Genomic DNA, 19,660 nt, shown 5'->3' with positions numbered 1-19,660 from the left:
GAGGTCAGGGCGTCCAGAGCCAGGCGTGGTTGGTGAGGTCGACGAGCTGGGCGCACGTCGACCCCGGCCCGCGGCAGGACGTGTCCTCGTTGAAGTCCGTGCCGCCGAAGACGACCAGGCGGCCATCGGCCCAAGCCGCGGTGGTGCCGTACGCCGGTGCGCCGTTGGGGCGGTCGAGTCGGTACAGCCGCCCGGTCGAGTCGTCGTACACCTGACCGAGCACCGCGATCCAGGAACCTCCCGCGGCCGAGACAACCCACCCTCGATCGTCGCCCTGGGATGCGTTCACGAGCGCCTCGGGCAGGGAGGTCCAGGTGCCGCTGGCGGGGTCGAGGATGCCGCCCATCGGATAAGCGCGTCCCCAGCCGTCGACCTCGCCCCCGTCGAGCGTGAACGGCTCGGGATCGACCATCCGGGTGCCGGTCCAGGTCCAGGAGTTGCCCGCGATCTGCCCGGTCGCCGGGAGCCGATGCCACGAGGTGCCGTCGAAGACGTCCGCGAGAATGATCGGCGGGACCGAGCCGTCGTGTGGCTTCGTCGCGTCGACCCCGGTGACCACCGGTCCGGACGACGTTGCGGTGACTCGCCGTTGGCGCAACGCCGGCGTGATCGGATCCGGGGGCAGGGTGCTCCACGCGCCGCTCGACGCGTCGTACGACACCACCTGCCGGCCGGCGAGCGCGTACACGAGGGAGCCGTAGGAGGACGGCAGGCCGCCGACCCCCTTCGGGACGTCGCGGAGGCGCAGCCAGTGGTTCCGGGCCGGGTCGAACACGAACCACGCGGACGTGCCGGCGGACCGCAGCACCACGAGGTCGCCGGCTGCGAGAAGTCTGTCTCCCGGCCCGACCGGCACTGGTGCGCTGGCGATCCGGCGCCAGGTGTTCGTGGTCGGGTCGAAGGCAGCACCGTCACGGAGCCCGCTCGGGCCCGCCGCGCAGTCGGCGTTCGGCGGGCACGGCTCCGTCTCGCCGCCGAGCACGATCACCTCGTGCCCCGTCCAGACCGACTCGGCATTCGCACGCGGCGACAACGGGGCGGCCGGCAGCTCGCGCCACTGCCCGCTCGGGCTCGACGGACCGACGGCCATCCGGCCGGATCCGATCATGGAGCCCCCGATCGCCACGGCCACGACGGCGATTGCGGCCGCGCCCACGGCCAGACGGCGTCGGCCTCGCATCCGCGCACCGGTACGACGCGCGGCGGCGAGGTCGCCGCCGGACAGGTCGAGGGCGCCGAGGCGCTCGACGTACGCCTCTCGTAGCTGCTGCTCCAGCTCCGTCATCACAGCCCCTCTCCGGCTCGGGTGGGAAGGTCGAGACGCGTACGCAGCGACGCCAGGGCGGCGGATGCCTGCGACTTGACGGTGCCCGGTCGGCAGCCGAGGGCGTCGGCGATCTGTTGCTCGCTCAGGTCCTCGTAGTACCTCAGCACCAGCACCGCCCGCTGCCGCGGCGGCAGCGAGGAGACGGCACGCCACATCTCGTCGTGCGCCAGCGCCTCGTCGGTGCTCCCGCCGGCGGCGCGCTCCGGCGGCTCTGCGCTCGACATCTCGTGCCGACGGCGCGCGAGCCTGCGTTCGTTGAGCACCTCGTTGATGGCCATCCGGCGCAGGTACGCCTCCGGTGCCTCCAACCGGGAGATGCGGCGCCAGCTGCGGTACGCCTTGGCGAACGCCGTCTGCACGGCGTCCTCCGCGAGCCCGCGGTCACCGGAGACGGCGTACGCCGTGCGCACCAGGCGCGGCCACAGGGCGGCGTACACGTCGTCGTACTCCGGGACAGTCATGGCACCTCCGGACCTCTCTGCCTCACCAACGTCGACGGGCGGCCGGGAGGTTCGGTTCCGGCGGACGGTTCACCACGCTGGGTAGGTGAGCCCGCACATGGCCAGCGGAGCTCACCTGGCCCAGCGACGGCTCGACCACCCAGCGTGGTGAACCGTCCCCACCGGCGTCAGGACCAGGCTCAGGAACCCTCGGCGAGCTGGGCCGAGCGGTTGCGCGCGGCCTCCATGGCGGCCAGGAACGCCGCGCGGACCTTGTGCACCTCGAGCTCACGGAGCGCCGCGGCGGTGGTGCCGCCGGGCGAGGTGACCTGCTCACGCAGGACGGTCGGGTGGGTGCCCGTCTCGCGCAGCATCTTCGCCGAGCCGACCAGGGTCTGGACCACCAGCTCGGTCGCGGTGGCCCGCGGCAGTCCGAGATGGACGCCGGCCTCGATCATCGACTCGACGACGAAGAACACGTACGCCGGACCCGTGCCGGAGATCGCGGTGACGGCGTCCATCTGCGACTCGGGCACCCGCACGACCCGTCCGGTCGATCCGAGCAGGTCCTCGGCGATGGCCAGGTGCTCGTCGTCGCAGTGCAGCCCGGGGGCGATCCCGGCCATGCCCTCGTCGACGAGGGCGGGGGTGTTGGGCATGACCCGCACGACCGGTACGCCGTCCGGCAGACGCGACTCCAGGAACGACGTGGTGATGCCCGCCGCCAGGGAGACGACGAGCTGTCCGGGCCGGACGGCCCGGCCGATCTCGTCGAGGAGCCCGGCCATGTCCTGGGGCTTCACGACGAGCGCGATGGTGGCGGCGCGCTTGGTGGCGTCGAGGTTGGAGACGACGGAGACGGCGTACTTCTCCTCGAGCTCGCGGGCGCGCTCGGGGCGCTTCTCGCCGACGAGGAGGTCGGCGGGCGGGCGTCCGGCGCGGACCAGTCCGGAGAGGAGTGTCTCGCCCATGACGCCGGCGCCGATGATCGCCGTGACGGACATGCGTGCCTAACTTCTGAGGAGAACTAGCTCTTGGAGATGAGGGACCGGACGAAGAATGTCAGGTTCCGCGGTCGTTCCGCGAGACGTCTCATGAGATAGCCGTACCACTCGGTGCCGTAGGGGACGTAGACGCGCACCGACTCACCGGCCGCAGCCAGCCGGCGCTGCTCCTCGGGCCGGATTCCGTAGAGCATCTGGAACTCGTAGCTCCCGGCGGCACGGCCGTTCCGGCTCGCCAGCGAGGAGGCGATCCGGACCATCCGCGGGTCGTGGGTCGCGATCATGGGGTAGCCCTGGCCGGCCAGCAGCACCTTGAGGCAGCGGACGTAGGACTTGTCGACGTCGAGCCGGCTCTGGAAGGCGAACTCGGCGGGTTCGTCGTACGCGCCCTTGCAGAGGCGCACCCGCGAGCCCTCGTAGGCGAGGGCTCGGCAGTCGGCCTCGGTGCGGTGGAGGTAGGCCTGGAGGACCGCGCCCGTCTCGGGGAAGTCCTTGCGCAGCTCGCGCAGAGTCACCAGCGTCGCGTCGGTGGTGGTGTGGTCCTCCATGTCGAGGGTGACCGTGGTGCCGGCGTTGCGCGCGGCGCGGCAGATGGTCCGGGCGTTCTCGAGGGCGATCTTGTGTCCCTGCTGCGGGATCGCCTGGCCGACCGCCGATAGCTTCACCGAGACCTCTGCGTGCCGGGTGAGCCCGCTGGCCGAGAGGGCGCCGAGCAGGTCAAGGTAGGCCTGGACCGTGTTGTCCGCCTGGTCGGAGTCGAGCGTGTCCTCGCCGAGGTAGTCGAGGGTCACCCGGAGGTGCTCGTCGACCAGATCGGCGGTCGCGCGGACGGCATCCTCGGTGTCCTCACCGGGCACGTAGCTGCGCACTATCCCGGCCGACACCGGCAACGTGCTGACCAGGTCCTTGACCCGGCCGCTGCGAGCGAGCAGCAGCAACGGCTGGCGGAGGAGCGACATGCCGACAGGCTACGCGGTTCCTCCCTGTAGCCCGGACGCGCGCGGGGGGTCCGGGGGGCGGCGGTTTCCCCGGTGTACCGGGGAGCCATGACGTTCTGGGGGGAAGTTTTGCCCGAGAACGTCAGCGTTCCCCGGTATACCGGGGATCCCGCCGCCATGGGCTCACGGAGTACGGCGGCGGAGGGTGGCGGCGCCGAGGCCGAGGGCGGCGACGACGAAGGCCGCGACGATCCCGAGGTCACGCCAGACGTCACCGGTGGCGGGGGTGGTCACGAGGGTCTGCATCGCGTCGGTGGCGTAGCTGAGGGGCAGTACGTCGCTGACGCCGTGGAGCACGTCGGGAAGCGACGAGCGTGGGACGAACAGTCCGCAGAGCAGGATCTGCGGGATCACGAACAGCGGCATGAACTGCACGGCCTGGAACTCCGTGCGCGCGAAGGCACTGACGAACAGCCCGAGCGCCGTGCCGAGCACCGCGTCGGCCACGGCGACGATCCCGAGCAGCAGGACCGGCCCCTCGACCTCGAGCCCGAGCAGCCCCACGCTGAGCGCCACCGCGAACGCCGCCTGCGCCGCCGCGACCACGCCGAACGCCACGGCGTACCCGCCGAGGAAGTCGAGCTTGCCCATCGGCATCGCCAGCAGGCGCTCGAGGGTGCCGGAGGAGCGCTCGCGAAGCGTGGTCACGCTGGTCACCAGGAACATCACGATGAAGGGGAACAACGCCAGCAGGGCCGGCCCGAAGCGGTCGAAGAGCGAGCCGGGGATGTCCTGGAACATCCACCAGAGCAGCGTCATCAGCACGCAGGGCAGCACCAGCAGCATGGCCGCGGTACGACGGTCCCGGCGCAGCTGGGTGACCACCCGACGGCTGACCGCGAACAGGATCCGAGGTGTCATGCGGCGCTGCCCTCGTCGGAGTGGTCGGCGTCGACCAGCGCGAGGAAGGCGCTCTCGATGTCGTCGGTCTGTGTCTTCTCGCGGATGCGGTCGGGGGTGTCGTCGGCGATGATCCTGCCCTCGCGCATCAGCAGCAGCCGGTCGCATCGGTCGGCCTCGTCCATGACGTGGCTGGAGACGAAGACCGCCGCGCCACCTTCGGCGAGCCGGTGGAACAACGCCCAGAGGTCGCGGCGCAGCACCGGGTCGAGCCCGACCGTCGGCTCGTCGAGCACGAGCAGGTCGGGTCTGTTCAGGAGCGCGACCGCGAGGCTCGCCCGCGACCTCTGCCCGCCGCTGAGCCGCCCCACGACCTGGTCGGCGTGGGACGCGAGGTCGACCGTCGCGATCGCGTCGGTGACGGCGGCGGTGTCCACGCCCAGGACGCGGGCGAAGAAGGTGAGGTTCTCGCCGACGGTGAGGTCGTCGTACACGCTGGCGGCCTGCGTGACGTAGCCGACCCGGCTGCGCAGCTCCTTGCTGCCGGCCTCGGCGCCCGCGATGGTCACCCGCCCCGACGTCAGCTGCTGGACGCCGACCAGGGAGCGCATCAGCGTGCTCTTGCCGCAGCCGCTCGGGCCGAGCAGCCCGGTCACGCTCCCCTGCTCGATGGTGATGTCGAGCCCGTGCAGGACCCGTCGCCCGCCCCGGTCGACGACCAGACCGCGGACCTCGACCAAGTTATTCACCATGCGATGAATTATGGGTCCGCCGGACGACGGGGGTCAAGAGCCCCGGAGGAGGAGGGTCGGGCCACGGGTCGGGCAGGGTGAGCACGACGTTGCGGTCGTGCGCACGCCCCGCTGGCGGATGCTCCCGGTGGTCCGGCCGGTCGGCCTGCCAGTCGTTCGCGGCGAGCTCGCGCGACAGCCCGGCCAGCGCGGCCGGCCCGGCGATCGAGCCCGACCACGGCGCGTCGCCGCCGTGGTCGACCATCGTGCAGCCGATCCGGAGTACGCCGTCGCCGCGGAGCATCTCGACGATCCTGCCCTGCTGCGGCCAGTCGATGAGCGAGGGGCAGGTGACCTCCCACCAGCCGTCGCGGGCCTGGATCTCGGCGCGGTGGGTGTGGCCGTTCAGCCACAGCACGACGCTCGGATGCCCGGCCAGCAGCGCGGTCATCTCGGGGGCGAGCACCCGGGTCGGGTCGCCGCGGTCGTTGATCCAGGTGTCCAGTGGGTGGTGGCTGGCGAGCACGACGTAGGCACGCTCGGCGTCGGCCCGGCCGAGCTCGGCGGAGAGCCACCCGAACTGCTCCCGGTCCACCGAGCCCTGCCACCCGCCGCTCGGGTTGACGGTGTCCATCACCAGCAGCCGCACCCCTGCGAGGTCGTGCCGGTAGTAGAGGCGACCGTCCACGGCGAACCCGTGTCGGGGCGGCCGGGCCGCCGGGTGGTCGTGGGCGGCGACGAACTCCTCGCGCGAGGTCGCCCGGCGTGCCCGGTCGGGAGTCACCGACACCGTGCGCCCGCGCGCGAGCCGCTCGAGAGCCTCGGGCTCGCACGCGTCGAGGCCCGCGACGAGCTCGAGAACCTCCTGCGGAGTGACGTCCGGCCAGAGAGCGGCCACGTGCCGGGACCCCGTCGCGATGCGGGCCCACCACGACGCCGACGGCAGGGTCCCCTGCAGCAGCCGGTCATGGTTGCCGTGCACGGCGAGCCAGGGGTGGTCGAGCCCGGTCGCGCGGAACGTCTCGCGAGCCGCGTCGAGCAGGCCGGGCACGACCGGGAAGCCGTACCGGCTGCGGGGCAGGTCCGAGCGCTCGCGGTCGGGGTGCCAGTACCGATCGTCATCGTTCGTGCCGGCGGCGACCCCCTCCCAGCGGGTCGGATCGCCGGAGTCGGGGCTGACCTCGCCGCCGTCCAACAGCGTGAGATACCACCCGAGCTCGTTCGCCTGCATGTTGTCGGTGTTGTCCCCGGTGACCAGCGCGGCGTCCACGGGCGCACCCGCGAGCGGCCCGCGGCGTACGTCGTTGAGGGCGCGCACCATCGCCTCGACGACCTGCGTGGTGAGCATCTCCTGGGCCCGGTAGGTCCCGACCTCGCCGATCACGTCGCCGATCGGGGAGTCCGGGTCGGCCCAGCGGTCGAGCAGCTCGGCCCGGGCCGGCGACTGGGCGTCACACACGTGCAGGTCAGAGAGCTGCGCGATGGTGACCAGCACCTCCTCGTCACCGATGAGAGCGCCGCGGCCCTGGCGGTCGAGATGCGCCTCGCCGGGGGCCGGCGCCAGCCGGCGGTAGCCGCGCGCGTCGGGTGCCGAGGCGCGCAGCGTCCGCTCGTACGTCGTCACGTCAGGTCGCGAGGAGGACCGGTCGGTCGAGGAGCGACAGCGACACGTGCGTGCCGGCAGCGAGCTCGCCGGCCCGGTGCGAGGCGACGTCGGCGAGCAGCTCGCTACCGTCACGCAGGGCGAGCCGGATCCGGACGCTCGAGCCCCGGAACGTCGACACCATCACCACCGCGTCACCGTCCGGAGCCGGATGCAGGACCACGGCCTCGGGACGCACGAGGACGTCGACCTCGACCCCGGCCGGCGGGACCGCGCCCTCCGCGTCGCTCGGTAGCACCTGACCGAGCACGCGCACCCGGCCGCCCTCCTCGGTGCGACCCGGGATGTGGTTCATCGTGCCCACGAACTCCGCCACGAACGGCGTCGCCGGGCGGTCGTAGAGGACGGCGGGCGCGTCGCACTGCTCCAGCTTCCCGGCGCGCATCACCCCGACGCGGTCGGCCATCGACAGCGCCTCCTCCTGGTCGTGGGTGACGAACACCGTGGTCACGCCGAGCTCCAGCTGGATGCGCCGGATCTCGTCGCGCAGCTGCTCGCGGACCTTGGCGTCCAACGCCGACAGGGGTTCGTCGAGCAGCAGGACGCGCGGCCGTACGGCGAGAGCGCGCGCCAGCGCGACCCGCTGCTGCTGCCCGCCCGAGAGCTGGTGGGGGTACTTCTTCGCGTGCTCGGACAGGCCGACCAGGTCCAGCAGCTCGCCGGCGCGGTCACGCCGGTCGCGCGTGCCCTGACCACGCATGCGCAGTCCGAAGCCGACGTTGTCGATCGCCGACATGGTCGGGAAGAGGCTGTAGGACTGGAAGACCATGCCCATGTCGCGCTTGTTCGCCGGCGTGTGCGAGACGTCCTTGTCGTCGACCAGGACGTCACCCGCGGTCGGCGTGTCGAACCCCGCGAGCAGCCGCAGCGCCGTGGTCTTGCCGCAGCCCGAGGGGCCGAGCAACGCCAGCAGCTCACCGGGCTCGATCTTGAGGTCGAGCCCGTCGAGCGCCGAGGTCGCGCCGAACACCCGGCGTACGCCGCGGTACTCGACGGTGGCGCCGCGTTGGGTCGCGAACGACGACTCCGACAGCGGCGTGGTGACGGGGAGACTGGACACGTCTCACTCCTTCCGACCCGCCGGGCCGCGCACGTTGAGCGCGCCCAGCACCAACAAGATCACTTCGACCAGCAACAGGCTGAACACCGAGACCGCGGCCTGGACCTGCCCCGACGTGGTCGGCAGCTGCGCCAGCCAGACCGGGAACGGCTTGGTGTAGAGGAGGACCGAGGAGATCGTGAACTCCCCCATCACCAGGGCGAAGCACAGGAAGGCGGCATTGACCAGAGCCGTCCGCAGGCACGGCATCAGCACCCGGAACAGCACCGTGCTCCAGCCGGCACCCAGGTTGCGCGCGGCCTCGACCAGGGTCTGCGCGTCGATCGCGCGGATCCCGGAGTCGAGCGCGCGGAAGGTGAAGGGCATCGCCAGGATCACGTAGAGCAGGGCGAGCAGCAGTGGATGGCTGTCCTCGCGCAGGAACTTCAGGATGTGGAAGACGAAGCTCTCCTGGGTGCCGGCCGCGGCGTTCGTCGGCGGAGCGGCCCAGGCGTAGACGTCGCTGACGCCGACCACGAGGACGATCGGTGGGAACACCAGCGGCAGCAGGGTCAGCGTCTCCACGAGCGGCCGCCAGGCGGGCAGCCGCAGGTGCACGAGGAGCTGCGTCGGCAGCATCAGGGCGAGAGTGATCACGATCGAGACCGCGGCGATCAGCAGTGAGTACAGCAGTGCCCCGCCGAGGCCCGTCTGGCCGTTCGAGGTGGTGAAGATGTCGCCGTACGCCGCGAAGCTGATCCCGCCGTTGTCGCCCTTCAGCGTGAACGCGATGGCCGCCACCAGCGGGCCGAGGAAGTAGATCGCCGCGACCAGCAGGATCAGCCAGCGTCCGTACCTGGCGTTCCGGCTCCGGCGCGCCGCCGCTGACGGACCCGTCTCCGGGGTGGTCGGGGCCGCGGCGAGGTCGGGCGCCCCGGCGATGCCGCCGATACCGGTCGTCACGGGACACACCTCATGCCAGCCACCTGCTCGTGCGGCGCTGGAGCAGCTGGTAGATCACCGTCAGCGGCAGCACGAAGACGATCATCAGCAGGGCGAGCGCGGCGCCGAGGTTCTCCTGCCCGGCCAGGACGTTGCCGGAGAGGACGGCGTTGATGCGGATGGTGATCAGCGGGAACGACGCGTTGATCGCGTACGCCGTGGCGTAGGCGGAGAACGCCGAGCAGAACAGCAGCAGCACCGCGCCCAGGAAGCTGGGCAGCAGGACCGGGGCGGCCACCAGCCGCCAGTAGGTCCAGCGGCTGGCGCCGAGGTTCTCGGCGGCCTCGGCCCACTGGGGTTTCAGCCCCTCCAGGGCGGGCGCCATCACCAGCACCATCAGCGGGACCAGGAAGTAGAGGTAGACCAGGCACAGCCCGGACAGCTCGGGGAGCTGGAGATGCAGGTCGTCCTGCAGCGAGAGGCCGAAGTGGTCCTGCAGGAACGTGGTCGCGACGCCGGAGTTGGCGTCGAGGGTGGCGATGAACAGGAACGCCAGCGGGATGCCGCCGAAGTTGGCGGTGACCGCTGCCGCCGAGGTCACGACCTGGCGCAGGAACGCGCTGGAGCTGTTGACCACGGCCGCGGCGAGCAGCATCCCGAGCACGGCACCGATCACCGCCGTGATCGCGGACAGCTTGACGCTGGTCACCAGCGAGGTGCGGTAGATGCCCTGGAGCGAGTCGTGGACGTTGGCGAACGTGAACGAGGTCTCGGTGTGCTTGACGAACTGTTGGGTGACGGGGTCGCGGGTGACCCCGGAGGTCGTCGTACGCCGGAAGGCCTCGAACAGGATGAACCCGATCGGCACCAGGAACACCAGCGCGACGTACGCGAAGAACGGCGTCAGCCCGAGCCACGCCAGTGAGAACCGGCGGGCCCGGGAATGCCCGGTCCCGCCGGTCTCGAGAGTGTTGGTCACCCGGCTACCGCCGCGGACCAGTTCTTGGTGACGGTGGCCGTCGCCTTGGTCACCTGGGCCTGCGTCGGGACGAACGGGTTGGTGTCGTTGACGGGCGGCACCTTGGCGAGGGCCGCCTTGTCCACCGAGTTGTTGTCCTGCATCGCCACGAGCTCGATCGGACGGGCGTAGCCCTTCAGCCAGAGGTTCTGGCCGCCGTCGGCCGCCTGGCTGTACAGGAACTCCTCCCACAGCCGGGCCGCGGCCGGGTGCGGTGCGTTCCGGCTGATCGCCTGGGAGTAGTACGCGGAGACCAGGCCGTCGGCCGGGTCGTTGACCTCCCACTTCTGGCCCTTCTTGGCGAGCTCGGGCGCCACCGCGACGTTCAGGTAGTCCCAGTCGATCACGATCGGCGTCGCCCCGGACGCCACCGTCGCCGGCGTCACCTGGGTCTTGTTGAAGATGCCCTCGCCGTTGAGCTTCTTGATGAAGTCGATCCCGGGCTGGATGTCGTCGGCGGAGCCGCCGTTGGCGAGCGCCAGTGCCCACACGCCCTGGAAGGCGGAGTTGGAGCTGGTCGGGTCACCGTTCAGCGCGACCATGTTCTTGTACGCCGGGTTGTCGAGGTCGGCGATCGTCTTCGGGCAGGTCTTCACCTTGGTCACGTTGCAGCCGATCGAGATGTAGCCGCCGTAGTCGGAGGTCCACAGGCCACCCGGGTCCTTCTGGCCGTCGGGGATGTCGTCCCACGTCGCGACCTTGTACGGCGCGAAGAGGCCGTCCTGGGCGGCCGAGAGCGCATAGGAGTTGCCGATGTCGACGACGTCGGGAGCGCTGGACTGCCCCTTGGTCGACTTCAGGGCGTTGATCTCGTCGCCGCTGGAGCCGTCGGGGTTCTCGTTGTTGATCTTGATGCCGTACTTCTGCTTGAACGTCGCGAGGATCTCGCCGTAGTTGGCCCAGGACGGCGGCAGCGCGATCGTGTTCAGCGTGCCTTCCTTCTGCGCGGCCGCGACCAGCGCGTCCATCCCGCCACCCGCCTCGACGGACTGGACCGTGGCCCAGTCGGTCGTGCCGCCGGAGCTACCGGAGGCGGTGGGCGAGGAGCTGTTGTTGCTGCCGCACGCAGCGAGGGCCAGCCCGATCGCTGCCAGTGCCGCTGTCCCCGCGAGGCGGGTACGAGGTGGTATCTGCATCGTGGTGGTACTCCGTCTCTCGACCGGTCCGAGCCTTGGAAATGGCCTCGCTGCTCGACCACAGCGAATCTTGGTGCGGGCAGACTACGCCCGGGGGGACCCGGCGGGAACACTCCGTGAACGTGTCTCCAGACGTCAGTTCGGACACGATTCCGGGGCAAATCTCAACGCTCGCCGCGGATTCCGAGGTCTCCGGTGAGGTAGTGCTGGATCACCGGGGCGTACGCCGCCACCACGGTCTCGGCCGGCATGGACGCGATCGGCTCGAGCCCGATCACGTAGCGGGTGAGGATGAGCCCGGCGACCTGGCTGATCACGAGCGGCATCCGCAGCTGGGGGCGGTCGATCCCGAGCGCCTCCCCGGCCGGCATCAGCACCACCGGCACGAAGCCCTGGGTGAGCAGCCGCTCTCCCCCGGGCTGCATCGTCGAGCGGACGATCCCCACCAGGGACGGTGAGATCGCGGGGTCGTCCCACAACGACAGGATGACGCGCATGAGCCGCTCGCCGGCGCCCTCCGCCCCGCCGGCCAGCGCCGGTCCGATCACCTGACGAGGGTCGACCGGCAGCTCCATCGCGGCCAGGAACAGGTCGTCCTTGGTGCCGAAGTAGTGATGCACCAGCGCGGCGTCCACGCCGGCGGCCGCGGCAACCGCCCGGATCGTCGTACCAGCGAGGCCCTTCTCCGCGAAGGCGGACCGCGCCGCGGTCAGGATCGTGGCTCTCGTGTCCGGTGCTCCCGGACGCCGACCGCGACGTGTGGCGCGCGGGGTCGGCATGCGCGAAGGCTACGCCGAGGTCCGAGCGGATCAGGGGCGGAAGTGCTTCCGGGCGAAGGCCAGCGACTCGCGCAGGTCGATCTCGCGGTCGTCACGGGTCGCGGCCCGGCGGGTGTTGATCTCCAGCACCAGGTGGCCGGTGAAGCCCGAGCCCGCCAGGTGGCGCAGGAACCCGGCCGCGTCCATCGCTCCCCGGCCGGGCACGAGATGCTCGTCCTTGGCAGAGCCCGAGCCGTCGGTGAGGTGCACGTGCCGCAGCCGGTGTCCGAGCCGCCGCGCCATCTCGACCGGCGAGCTCTGCGCGATCGCGGCGTGGGAGAGGTCGACGGTCGCGTTGGCGTAGTTCTCCTCCGACGGGTCCCAGCCCGGCAGGTACATCTCGACGCCACGACGGGCCGAGGCGCGCCACGGGTACATGTTCTCGACGGCGAACGCCAGCCCGGTCGACTCCTCCAGAGCCGCGATGCCGTCGACGAACCCCGCGGCGTACTCGCGCTGCCAGCGGAAGGGCGGGTGGACGACCACGACGTCGGCACCGACCGCGTGGGCCATCTCCGCCGAGCGCTCGAGCTTCCCCCACGGGTCGGTGCCCCAGACCCGCTGGGTGAACAGCAGGCAGGGCGAGTGCACGGCGCAGACCGGGAGGTCGTGGTGGTCCGAGAGCTGCTTGACCGCGGCGGTCTGCTGGCTGAGCGCGTCGATGCCGACCATCACCTCGACGGCGTCATACCCCAGTGACTTGGCGTAGCTGAACGCGTGCGCGCTGGACTCCGGATACACAGACGCGGTCGAGAGGGCGACCAGGCTCACGACTCTCCCTCGCCCGAGAGCTGGTCCAGGCACATGGCCCGAATCTATTACGCCACCTCTGCGCGCCTACGCTGGTGCGGTGCCCGAGGTCGATCTGGTCTTTCCGCGCGCCTTCGTCGAGTTCGTCGACCCGGCCGACGCGGACCAGGTGTTCCGATGCGACCTCACCTGGCTGACGTCGCGCTACACCTGCATCTTCGGCCAGGGCTGCCGCGGCATCTACGCCGACGCCCCCGACGTGGGGTGCTGCGCCCTCGGGGCGCACTTCTCGGACAAGGCCGACGAGAAGCGGGTCGCGGCGTACGTCGAGGAGCTCGGCCCGGACCTCTGGCAGTTCCATCCGGGGGGCAGCGTCCGGAAGTCCGACTGGGTCGAGAAGGACGCCGACGGTGAGCGGAAGACGAAGGTCGTCGAGCACGACGGGCAGTCGGCGTGCATCTTCCACAACCGCCAGGACTTCGCGACGGGTGCGGGGTGCGCGCTCCACTCGCTGGCGCTACAGCAGGGCCGCAACCCGCTGGAGACCAAGCCCGACGTGTGCTGGCAGCTGCCGATCCGCCGGACGTTCCGCAAGGTCGAGCGGCCGGACGACACGTCGTACACCGAGGTGACGATCGGCGAGTACGACCGCCGCGGCTGGGGCCCCGGCGGTCACGACCTCGACTGGTACTGCTCCGGCAACACCGAGGCGCACGTGGCGCGGGAACCGCTCTACGTCACCAACGAGGCGGAGCTCGTCGAGCTGATGGGTGGTCCGGCGTACGACGAGCTGGTCACGCACTGCGAGCGACACCTGGCAACGCGCGACCGGCTGGCGATCCATCCGGCCGACCCGCGCGAGGACCGTTCGATCCGGCGCTAGCCGGAACCGCCCCTCCCTATCACGTCTCGACGTCGAGAGAACCCGACCCCCTGTCCGAAACGGCGTACCCGGTGGCGCAGAATGCTCGGCATGCGCCTGGACCATCTCAGCTACGCCGCCGGCCCGGACGGCCTCGCCGGCACCGCCCAGCGCATCGGGGGGTTGCTCGGCCGGAACTTCGTCGAGGGCGGCATCCACCCCCGGTTCGGGACCCGCAACATGGTCCTGCCGCTGGCCGACCACACCTACCTCGAGGTGGTCGAGGTGCTCGACCACCCGGCCTCCGACAAGGCGCCGTTCGGCCAGGCCGTGCGGGCCCGTTCGGCCCTCGGCGGCGGCTGGCTCGGCTGGGTGGTCGCGGTCGATGACATCGGGTCGGTCGAGCTGCGGCTCGGCCGCCAGTCGGTCGCCGGCAACCGGCGCCGTCCCGACGGCACCGAGCTGCTGTGGAAGCAGATCGGTGTCAACGGCCTGATCGCAGACCCGCAGCTGCCGTTCTTCGTGCAGTGGCTGAGCCCCGACGGGCTGCACCCGTCGACCGGTGGCGTGGACGACTGGTCGCTGGCCTGCCTCGAGATCGCCGGCGACCCGCAGCGGGTCAGCGAGTGGCTCGGCGAGACCGTCGAGGCACCGCTGGAGGACGTGAAGGTCGAGTGGGTCGCCCCGCACGGCACGCCCGGGATCATCGCCGCACAGTTCCAGACCCCGAGCGGGTTGGTGCGCGTCTGACCGTGGAGTGGGGTGCCGTCCCCAGCCCGAACATCTGGGAGCACCCCGCGACGTACGAGATCGAGAACCGCGCGGTCGACCGTGACGGTCTCATCGAGCAGGCCATGTCGTCGGTCGCATCCTGGTCGGGCCGCGAGGTGCTGGACCTCGGCTGTGGGTCGGGCTTCCATCTGCCCCGCTTCGCCTCGTCCGCCGCCCGCGTGTACGGCGTCGAGCCGCACCCGGCGCTGCTGCGGCTGGCTGCTCGGCGTGCCCGCTCCCTGTCGAACGTGACGCTGTTGGGTGGCACCGCCCAAGCGGTGCCGCTGCCCGATGCGTCGGTGGACGTGGCGCACGCGCGGTGGGCGTACTTCTTCGGGCCGGGGTGCGAGCCGGGTCTGCGCGAGCTGGCGAGAGTCGTACGTCGTGGTGGCACGGCGTTCGTGATCGACAACGACGCGACGCGCTCGACGTTCGGCCGGTGGTTCCGCCGGGGGTATCCCGGGGTCGACCCGGCCGCCGTCGAGCGCTTCTGGTCCCTGCAGGGCTGGAGCCGGGTGCCGCTGGACATCGACTGGCGCTTCGACGACCGAGCGGACCTCGAAGCGGTAGTCCGGATCGAGTTCACCCCCGAGGTGGCCGAGGCGATCCTGGCCGAGCACTCCGGGACCACCGTCGACTACGCGGCCAACCTCTGGTGGCGCAGGTTCTGAGCGCCCGGCGGTTTCCCCGGTACACCGGGGAACGCTGACGTTCTGGGGGAAAGTTTCGGCCGGGAACGTCATGGATCCCCGGTGTACCGGGGAAACCGACCGCCCCTATCCCGAGCTCAGCCGGACGGCGAGGGTCGGGGAGAGCAGGACCCCGGGGCCGGCGACGGGGGGTGTGGAGAGCAGCCCCTCGAGCGCCTTCACCAGCTCGACGGCCACCTCCTCCAGCGGCTGGCGGACCGACGTCAGGCCACCCGGCACGACCTGGGCGACCTGGGAGTCGTCGAAGCCGACGACCGCGATGTCCTGGCCCCAGTGGATGCCGCGGTCGCCGAGGGCGTGCAGCACCCCCATCGCCAGCGTGTCGGAGGCGCACACGAACGCCGACGGACGGGCCTCGTCGAGCAGCACCGAGGCCGCCTCACGACCGGAGGCGACGGTGTCCTCGACCCGCGACGCCAGGCCCGTGGTGGGCAGGTCACGCGCGTGCATGGCCCGGGTCCAGCCCGAGCGCCGGTCCTCGCCGATGAAGGAGTCCTTGCGCCAGCCGATCCAGGCGATCCGGGTGTGGCCCTTGTCGAGCAGGTGGTTCGTGGCCAGCTCGGCGCCGGCGGCACCGTCGACGTCGACCCACGCATGGGTCGCCTCGGGGTTGTCCCAGGGACGACCGAAGGCCACGAACGGCGCGCGCCGCGAGGTCAGCCAGGCGGCCTGCGGGTTTCCGAGGTAGGTATCGGTGACGATGAACGCGTCGACGGCGGTCGAGCGGAGGAGGTCGTCGTACCCCCCGAGCGGGTCGTCGGTGGTCCCGGCGAACAGCAGGATGTGGTAGCCGCTCTCCCCCGCGGTCTCGACCACCGAGTGCACGAACCGGTCCATCGCGGCGTTGGCGGTGCCCTCCTGCGCCTGGTTGAACTTCAGCCCGATCAGGTGTGACGCGCGGGTGCGCAGGTTGCGCGCCGCCCGGTTGGGCGAGTAGCCCAGCTCCTCGATCGCGTCCTGCACCCGGGCCAGGGTGTCGGGCCGGAGCAGCTCGGGGTTGTTCACGGCGTTGGAGACGGTCTGCCGCGAGACGCCTGCCCGCTCGGCCACGTCGGCGAGGGTCGGCGGCGTCAGCGACAGTCGCCCGGACCACGCCACTGCAGCCCTCCCTCTTGATCGATCCAATGGCGAGGATACCGTCCGTCCTCCGGTCCGGACGCCGCCACACCCGCAGGGGTACGGCGTGGGTTCCGGTCGGCGTCCAGGCCTGTTGTCCACAGGCCTCGCGCGCGTCGCACGCACGTTGTCGGCGGCGCTGTCTAGCGTTCCCGCCATGTCGAAGACCCCGCGCCCGTCCTACCAGTGCTCCGAGTGCGGCTGGACCTCCGCGAAATGGGTCGGCCGCTGTGGCGAGTGCCAGGCCTGGGGGTCGGTGGCCGAGGCGCTGATGACCCGCACGGCGCCGCGCGCCACAAGGGCAGGGGCCGGCCCGGTCACCGAGGCGGCCGTGCCCATCGGGCAGGTCTCGGTCGAGGCGTCGACGTTCCGCAGCAGCGGCGTCCCCGAGCTCGACCGGGTGCTCGGGGGCGGGCTCGTGCCCGGAGCCGCGATCCTGCTCGCCGGTGAGCCCGGCGTGGGCAAGAGCACACTCCTGCTCGAGGTCGCGGCGCAGACCTCGCGCTACCACCGCCGCACGCTCTACGTCACCGGGGAGGAATCGGCGTCCCAGGTGCGGCTGCGCGCCGACCGCACCGGCGGGGTGCACGACGAGCTCTACCTCGCCGCCGAGACCGACCTCGGCGCGGTCCTCACCCACGTCGAGCAGGTCCGGCCCGAGGTGCTGGTCGTCGACTCGATCCAGACCATCGGGGCCTCCGGCGTCGACGGCGTGCCCGGCGGGGTCACCCAGGTCAAGGAGGTCGCGGCCGCGCTGATCCGGGTCGCGAAGACCCGCAACATCACCACGATCATCGTCGGCCACGTCACCAAGGACGGTTCGATCGCCGGCCCCCGCGTGCTCGAGCACGTCGTCGACGTGGTGCTGCACTTCGAGGGCGACCGCAACTCGCGGTTCCGGATGGTCCGCGCCATGAAGAACCGGTTCGGCCCGGTCGACGAGGTCGGCTGCTTCGACCTCGGCTCCGACGGCATCACCGCGGTCACCGATCCGACGGGCCTCTTCGTGGAGAACCACCTGGCGAGGGTCCCGGGCACCTGCGTCGCGGTCACGATGGAGGGACGCCGGCCGATGCTGGCCGAGGTGCAGGCCCTGGTCACCCACAGCCCCCAGGAGCGGCCACGGCGTACGACGTCGGGGCTCGACTCGGCGCGGGTCGCGATGATCCTCGCCGTCCTCCAGCAGCACTGCGGACTCGGCCTCGCGACCCAGGACGTCTTCGCCTCGACGGTCGGCGGAGCGCGGGTGACCGAGCCGGCCGGCGACCTCGCGATCGCCGTGGCGCTCGCGACGGCAGCGACCGGGTCCGCGCCGCCGCAGGGCGTGGTGGCCCTCGGGGAGATCAGCCTGGCCGGCGAGGTGCGCAAGGCGCGCGACCTGCCGCAGCGCATCGCCGAGGCGGGCCGGCTCGGGTTCAGGGTCGCGGTGGTGCCGGTCGGCGACCGCAGCGCCCGGCCCGGGCAGCGCACGGTCGACGGGATGACCGTGGTCGAGGTGGCCGACCTCCGCAGCGCGCTGGCCACCCTCGGCGTGCTGGGCGCGCGGCGTACCAACTCGCGCGAGGCCGACTGACTCGCTTGCGCATCCCGGGGGCGCCGGTCGATCCTGCCGGTATGTCCGCCGAAGCCGCAGACGCCCTGACCGACGCGATCGGCCGGAGCCGGGCCGTGCCGATCGGCGACCACGGCTTCCTCAGCGACGGCGAGGTGTCGGCGCTGCTGGCGCCGGACGGCTCGGTCGTGTGGATGTGCGTGCCACGCTTCGACGCCCCGAGCGTTTTCGGGTCGATCCTCGGGGCACGGGCCGGCAAGTTCCGGATCGCGCCGCTCGACGTGAGCGTGCCGGCGAGCCGCCGCTACCTGCCCGGCACGATGATCCTCGAGACCAGCTGGGGCACCCAGACCGGCTGGATCATCATCCGCGACGTGCTCCTGATCGGCCCGTGGCACCACAAGGCCGACCGCTCGGTGACCTACCGTCGCACGCCGAACGACTACGAGGCCGAGCACATCCTGCTGCGCACCATCCGCTGCGTCTCGGGCGAGGTGCAGACGGTGATGGACTGCGAGCCGGTCTTCGACTACGGCCGCGGCCTGGCCGGCTGGGAGTACACCGGCGAGAGCTACCACCAGGGCGTGGCCACCGCTCCGTCGGCGGCACAGGGCTCCACCGACGACGCCGACGTCCGGTTGACCCTGACCACCGACATGCTGCTCGGCTTCGAGGGCGGTCACGCCGGATCGCGGACGCTGCTCAAGGAGGGCGACGTACGGTTCGTCGCGCTGTCGTGGGGCGGCGCCGAGCCGCCGACGACGTACGACGACGCCTACAAGCGGCTGGTCTGGACCGCTCACCACTGGCAGCACTGGCTGGCCCGAGGCCGGTTCCCCGACCATCCGTGGCGCAGCTACCTGCAGCGCAGCGCGCTGACCCTCAAGGGGCTGACCTACTCACCGACCGGCGCGGTGACCGCGGCCGGCACGACCTCGCTCCCCGAGACGCCCGGCGGCAACCGCAACTACGACTACCGCTACGCCTGGATCCGCGACGCGACGTTCGCCCTGTGGGCGATGTACTCCCTCGGGCTCGACTGGGAGGCGGTGGACTTCTTCGAGTTCATCGCAGACATGGCCGGCTGCGACCAGGACCTGCAGATCATGTACGGCATCGGCGGCGAGCGGGAGCTGGTGGAGTACGAGCTCGACCACCTGCCCGGCTACGCCAACTCCCGGCCGGTGCGCGTCGGCAATGCGGCGTACTCCCAGCGCCAGCACGACGTCTGGGGTGCCCTGCTCGACTCCGTCTACCTGCACTCCCGCGCCGCCGACCACCTGGACAACCGGATCTGGCCGATCCTCGACACCCAGGTGACCGAGGCGCTCAAGCACTGGCGCGAGCCCGACGCCGGCATCTGGGAGGTGCGCGGCGAGCCGAAGCACTTCACGTCGTCGAAGATCATGTGCTGGGTCGCCGTCGACCGCGGCGCCAGGCTCGCCCGGATGAACGGCGACGACGGCAAGGCCGCGGAGTGGGAGCTCGCCGCCGACGAGATCAAGCAGGACATCCTCGACCACGGAGTCGACGAGCGCGGCGTTCTCACCCAGTACTACGGCAGTACGTCGCTGGACGCGTCCCTGCTGCTCGCGCCGCTGCTGCAGTTCCTGCCGCCCGACGACCCACGGATCCGGGCCACGGTGATGGCGATCCGCGACGAGCTCACCGTCGACGGCCTCGTCCTGCGCTACAAGGTCGAGGAGACCGACGACGGGTTCAGCGGCGAGGAGGGGACGTTCACGATCTGCTCGTTCTGGCTGGTCTCGGCGCTGTGCGAGATCGGCGAGCACCACCTCGCGCGCCAGCTGTGCGCCAAGCTGCTCTCGTTCGCCGGACCGCTGGAGCTCTACGGGGAGGAGATCGACCCCCATAGCGGTCACCATCTGGGCAACTTCCCGCAGGCCTTCACCCATCTCGCCCTGATCAACGCCGTTCTCCAT

General features: G+C 71.4%; 19 protein-coding genes. 5 read left to right on the top strand and 14 right to left on the bottom strand.

The window, feature by feature from the left end; all coding sequences use genetic code 11:
* Nucleotides 1-4: 4 nt before the first annotated feature.
* The 13 genes from VGK78_RS14880 to VGK78_RS14820 all read right to left on the bottom strand — a co-directional run bounded on the left by VGK78_RS14880 (nt 5) and on the right by VGK78_RS14820 (nt 12,721).
* Entirely contained in the window at nt 5-1,285 is a 1,281-nt protein-coding gene (locus VGK78_RS14880) for a hypothetical protein (RefSeq protein ID WP_331528465.1), read from the bottom strand.
* Nucleotides 1,285-1,788, bottom strand: a complete 504-nt coding sequence (locus VGK78_RS14875) for a SigE family RNA polymerase sigma factor (protein WP_331528464.1) — start codon at nt 1,786-1,788, stop codon at nt 1,285-1,287. The genes VGK78_RS14880 and VGK78_RS14875 overlap by 1 nt, the downstream gene beginning before the upstream one ends.
* Before the next feature lie 179 nt (nt 1,789-1,967).
* Entirely contained in the window at nt 1,968-2,771 is an 804-nt protein-coding gene (gene proC, locus VGK78_RS14870; RefSeq protein WP_331528463.1) for a pyrroline-5-carboxylate reductase, read from the bottom strand.
* A gap of 23 nt (nt 2,772-2,794) precedes the next feature.
* Nucleotides 2,795-3,730, bottom strand: a complete 936-nt coding sequence (locus VGK78_RS14865) for a proline dehydrogenase family protein (protein ID WP_331528462.1) — start codon at nt 3,728-3,730, stop codon at nt 2,795-2,797.
* Between the two features lie 162 nt (nt 3,731-3,892).
* A complete protein-coding gene (locus VGK78_RS14860) occupies nt 3,893-4,630 on the bottom strand; it encodes an ABC transporter permease (protein WP_331528461.1) in 738 nt (245 codons plus the stop codon).
* Nucleotides 4,627-5,361, bottom strand: coding sequence for an ABC transporter ATP-binding protein (locus VGK78_RS14855; protein WP_331528460.1), 735 nt, complete (start codon nt 5,359-5,361; stop codon nt 4,627-4,629). The genes VGK78_RS14860 and VGK78_RS14855 overlap by 4 nt, the downstream gene beginning before the upstream one ends.
* Nucleotides 5,351-6,964 carry a TIGR03767 family metallophosphoesterase gene (locus tag VGK78_RS14850; protein ID WP_331528459.1) on the bottom strand — a complete coding sequence of 538 codons (1,614 nt, stop codon included), beginning with the start codon at nt 6,962-6,964 and terminating at the stop codon, nt 5,351-5,353. Before VGK78_RS14850 ends, VGK78_RS14855 begins: the two co-directional genes overlap by 11 nt.
* A 1-nt stretch (nt 6,965) precedes the next feature.
* Nucleotides 6,966-8,063, bottom strand: a complete 1,098-nt coding sequence (locus VGK78_RS14845; RefSeq protein WP_331528458.1) for an ABC transporter ATP-binding protein — start codon at nt 8,061-8,063, stop codon at nt 6,966-6,968.
* Between the two features lie 3 nt (nt 8,064-8,066).
* Nucleotides 8,067-9,005 carry an ABC transporter permease gene (locus tag VGK78_RS14840; protein WP_331528457.1) on the bottom strand — a complete coding sequence of 313 codons (939 nt, stop codon included), beginning with the start codon at nt 9,003-9,005 and terminating at the stop codon, nt 8,067-8,069.
* A gap of 10 nt (nt 9,006-9,015) precedes the next feature.
* Nucleotides 9,016-9,963: an ABC transporter permease gene (locus tag VGK78_RS14835; RefSeq protein ID WP_331528456.1), complete on the bottom strand. Its 948-nt coding sequence runs from the start codon at nt 9,961-9,963 to the stop codon at nt 9,016-9,018.
* Nucleotides 9,960-11,138 (bottom strand): ABC transporter substrate-binding protein, encoded by a 1,179-nt coding sequence (locus VGK78_RS14830; RefSeq protein ID WP_331528455.1) that lies wholly within the window; start codon nt 11,136-11,138, stop codon nt 9,960-9,962. Before VGK78_RS14830 ends, VGK78_RS14835 begins: the two co-directional genes overlap by 4 nt.
* A 164-nt stretch (nt 11,139-11,302) precedes the next feature.
* A complete protein-coding gene (locus tag VGK78_RS14825) occupies nt 11,303-11,917 on the bottom strand; it encodes a TetR/AcrR family transcriptional regulator (RefSeq protein ID WP_331528454.1) in 615 nt (204 codons plus the stop codon).
* A gap of 30 nt (nt 11,918-11,947) precedes the next feature.
* Nucleotides 11,948-12,721, bottom strand: coding sequence for a sugar phosphate isomerase/epimerase family protein (locus VGK78_RS14820; protein ID WP_414690694.1), 774 nt, complete (start codon nt 12,719-12,721; stop codon nt 11,948-11,950).
* 85 nt (nt 12,722-12,806) lie between these two features.
* Between VGK78_RS14820 and VGK78_RS14815 the strand changes: the two genes are divergently transcribed.
* The 3 genes from VGK78_RS14815 (at nt 12,807) to VGK78_RS14805 (ending at nt 15,010) form a co-directional block, all read left to right on the top strand.
* A complete protein-coding gene (locus tag VGK78_RS14815; RefSeq protein WP_331528452.1) occupies nt 12,807-13,589 on the top strand; it encodes a hypothetical protein in 783 nt (260 codons plus the stop codon).
* A 90-nt stretch (nt 13,590-13,679) separates the two neighbouring features.
* Nucleotides 13,680-14,318: a VOC family protein gene (locus VGK78_RS14810; RefSeq protein WP_331528451.1), complete on the top strand. Its 639-nt coding sequence runs from the start codon at nt 13,680-13,682 to the stop codon at nt 14,316-14,318.
* A gap of 2 nt (nt 14,319-14,320) precedes the next feature.
* Nucleotides 14,321-15,010, top strand: a complete 690-nt coding sequence (locus VGK78_RS14805; RefSeq protein WP_331528450.1) for a class I SAM-dependent methyltransferase — start codon at nt 14,321-14,323, stop codon at nt 15,008-15,010.
* Between the two features lie 105 nt (nt 15,011-15,115).
* On the opposite strand, the gene VGK78_RS14800 is transcribed toward VGK78_RS14805, so the two are convergent.
* Nucleotides 15,116-16,147: a LacI family DNA-binding transcriptional regulator gene (locus VGK78_RS14800; RefSeq protein WP_331528449.1), complete on the bottom strand. Its 1,032-nt coding sequence runs from the start codon at nt 16,145-16,147 to the stop codon at nt 15,116-15,118.
* A 175-nt stretch (nt 16,148-16,322) separates the two neighbouring features.
* Between VGK78_RS14800 and radA the strand changes: the two genes are divergently transcribed.
* Both radA and VGK78_RS14790 read left to right on the top strand, forming a co-directional pair.
* Nucleotides 16,323-17,738, top strand: a complete 1,416-nt coding sequence (gene radA / locus VGK78_RS14795) for a DNA repair protein RadA (protein ID WP_331528448.1) — start codon at nt 16,323-16,325, stop codon at nt 17,736-17,738.
* A gap of 41 nt (nt 17,739-17,779) precedes the next feature.
* The coding region (locus tag VGK78_RS14790; RefSeq protein WP_331528446.1) for a glycoside hydrolase family 15 protein at nt 17,780-19,660 on the top strand (1,881 nt) is incomplete at its 3' end.

The sequence above is a fragment of the Nocardioides sp. genome, from assembly GCF_036503465.1.
In the GTDB taxonomy this organism is placed as follows: Bacteria; Actinomycetota; Actinomycetes; order Propionibacteriales; family Nocardioidaceae; genus Nocardioides.
Note: the sequence above shows the minus strand (reverse complement) of the source record. Positions and strands in the feature narration are given on the sequence as shown.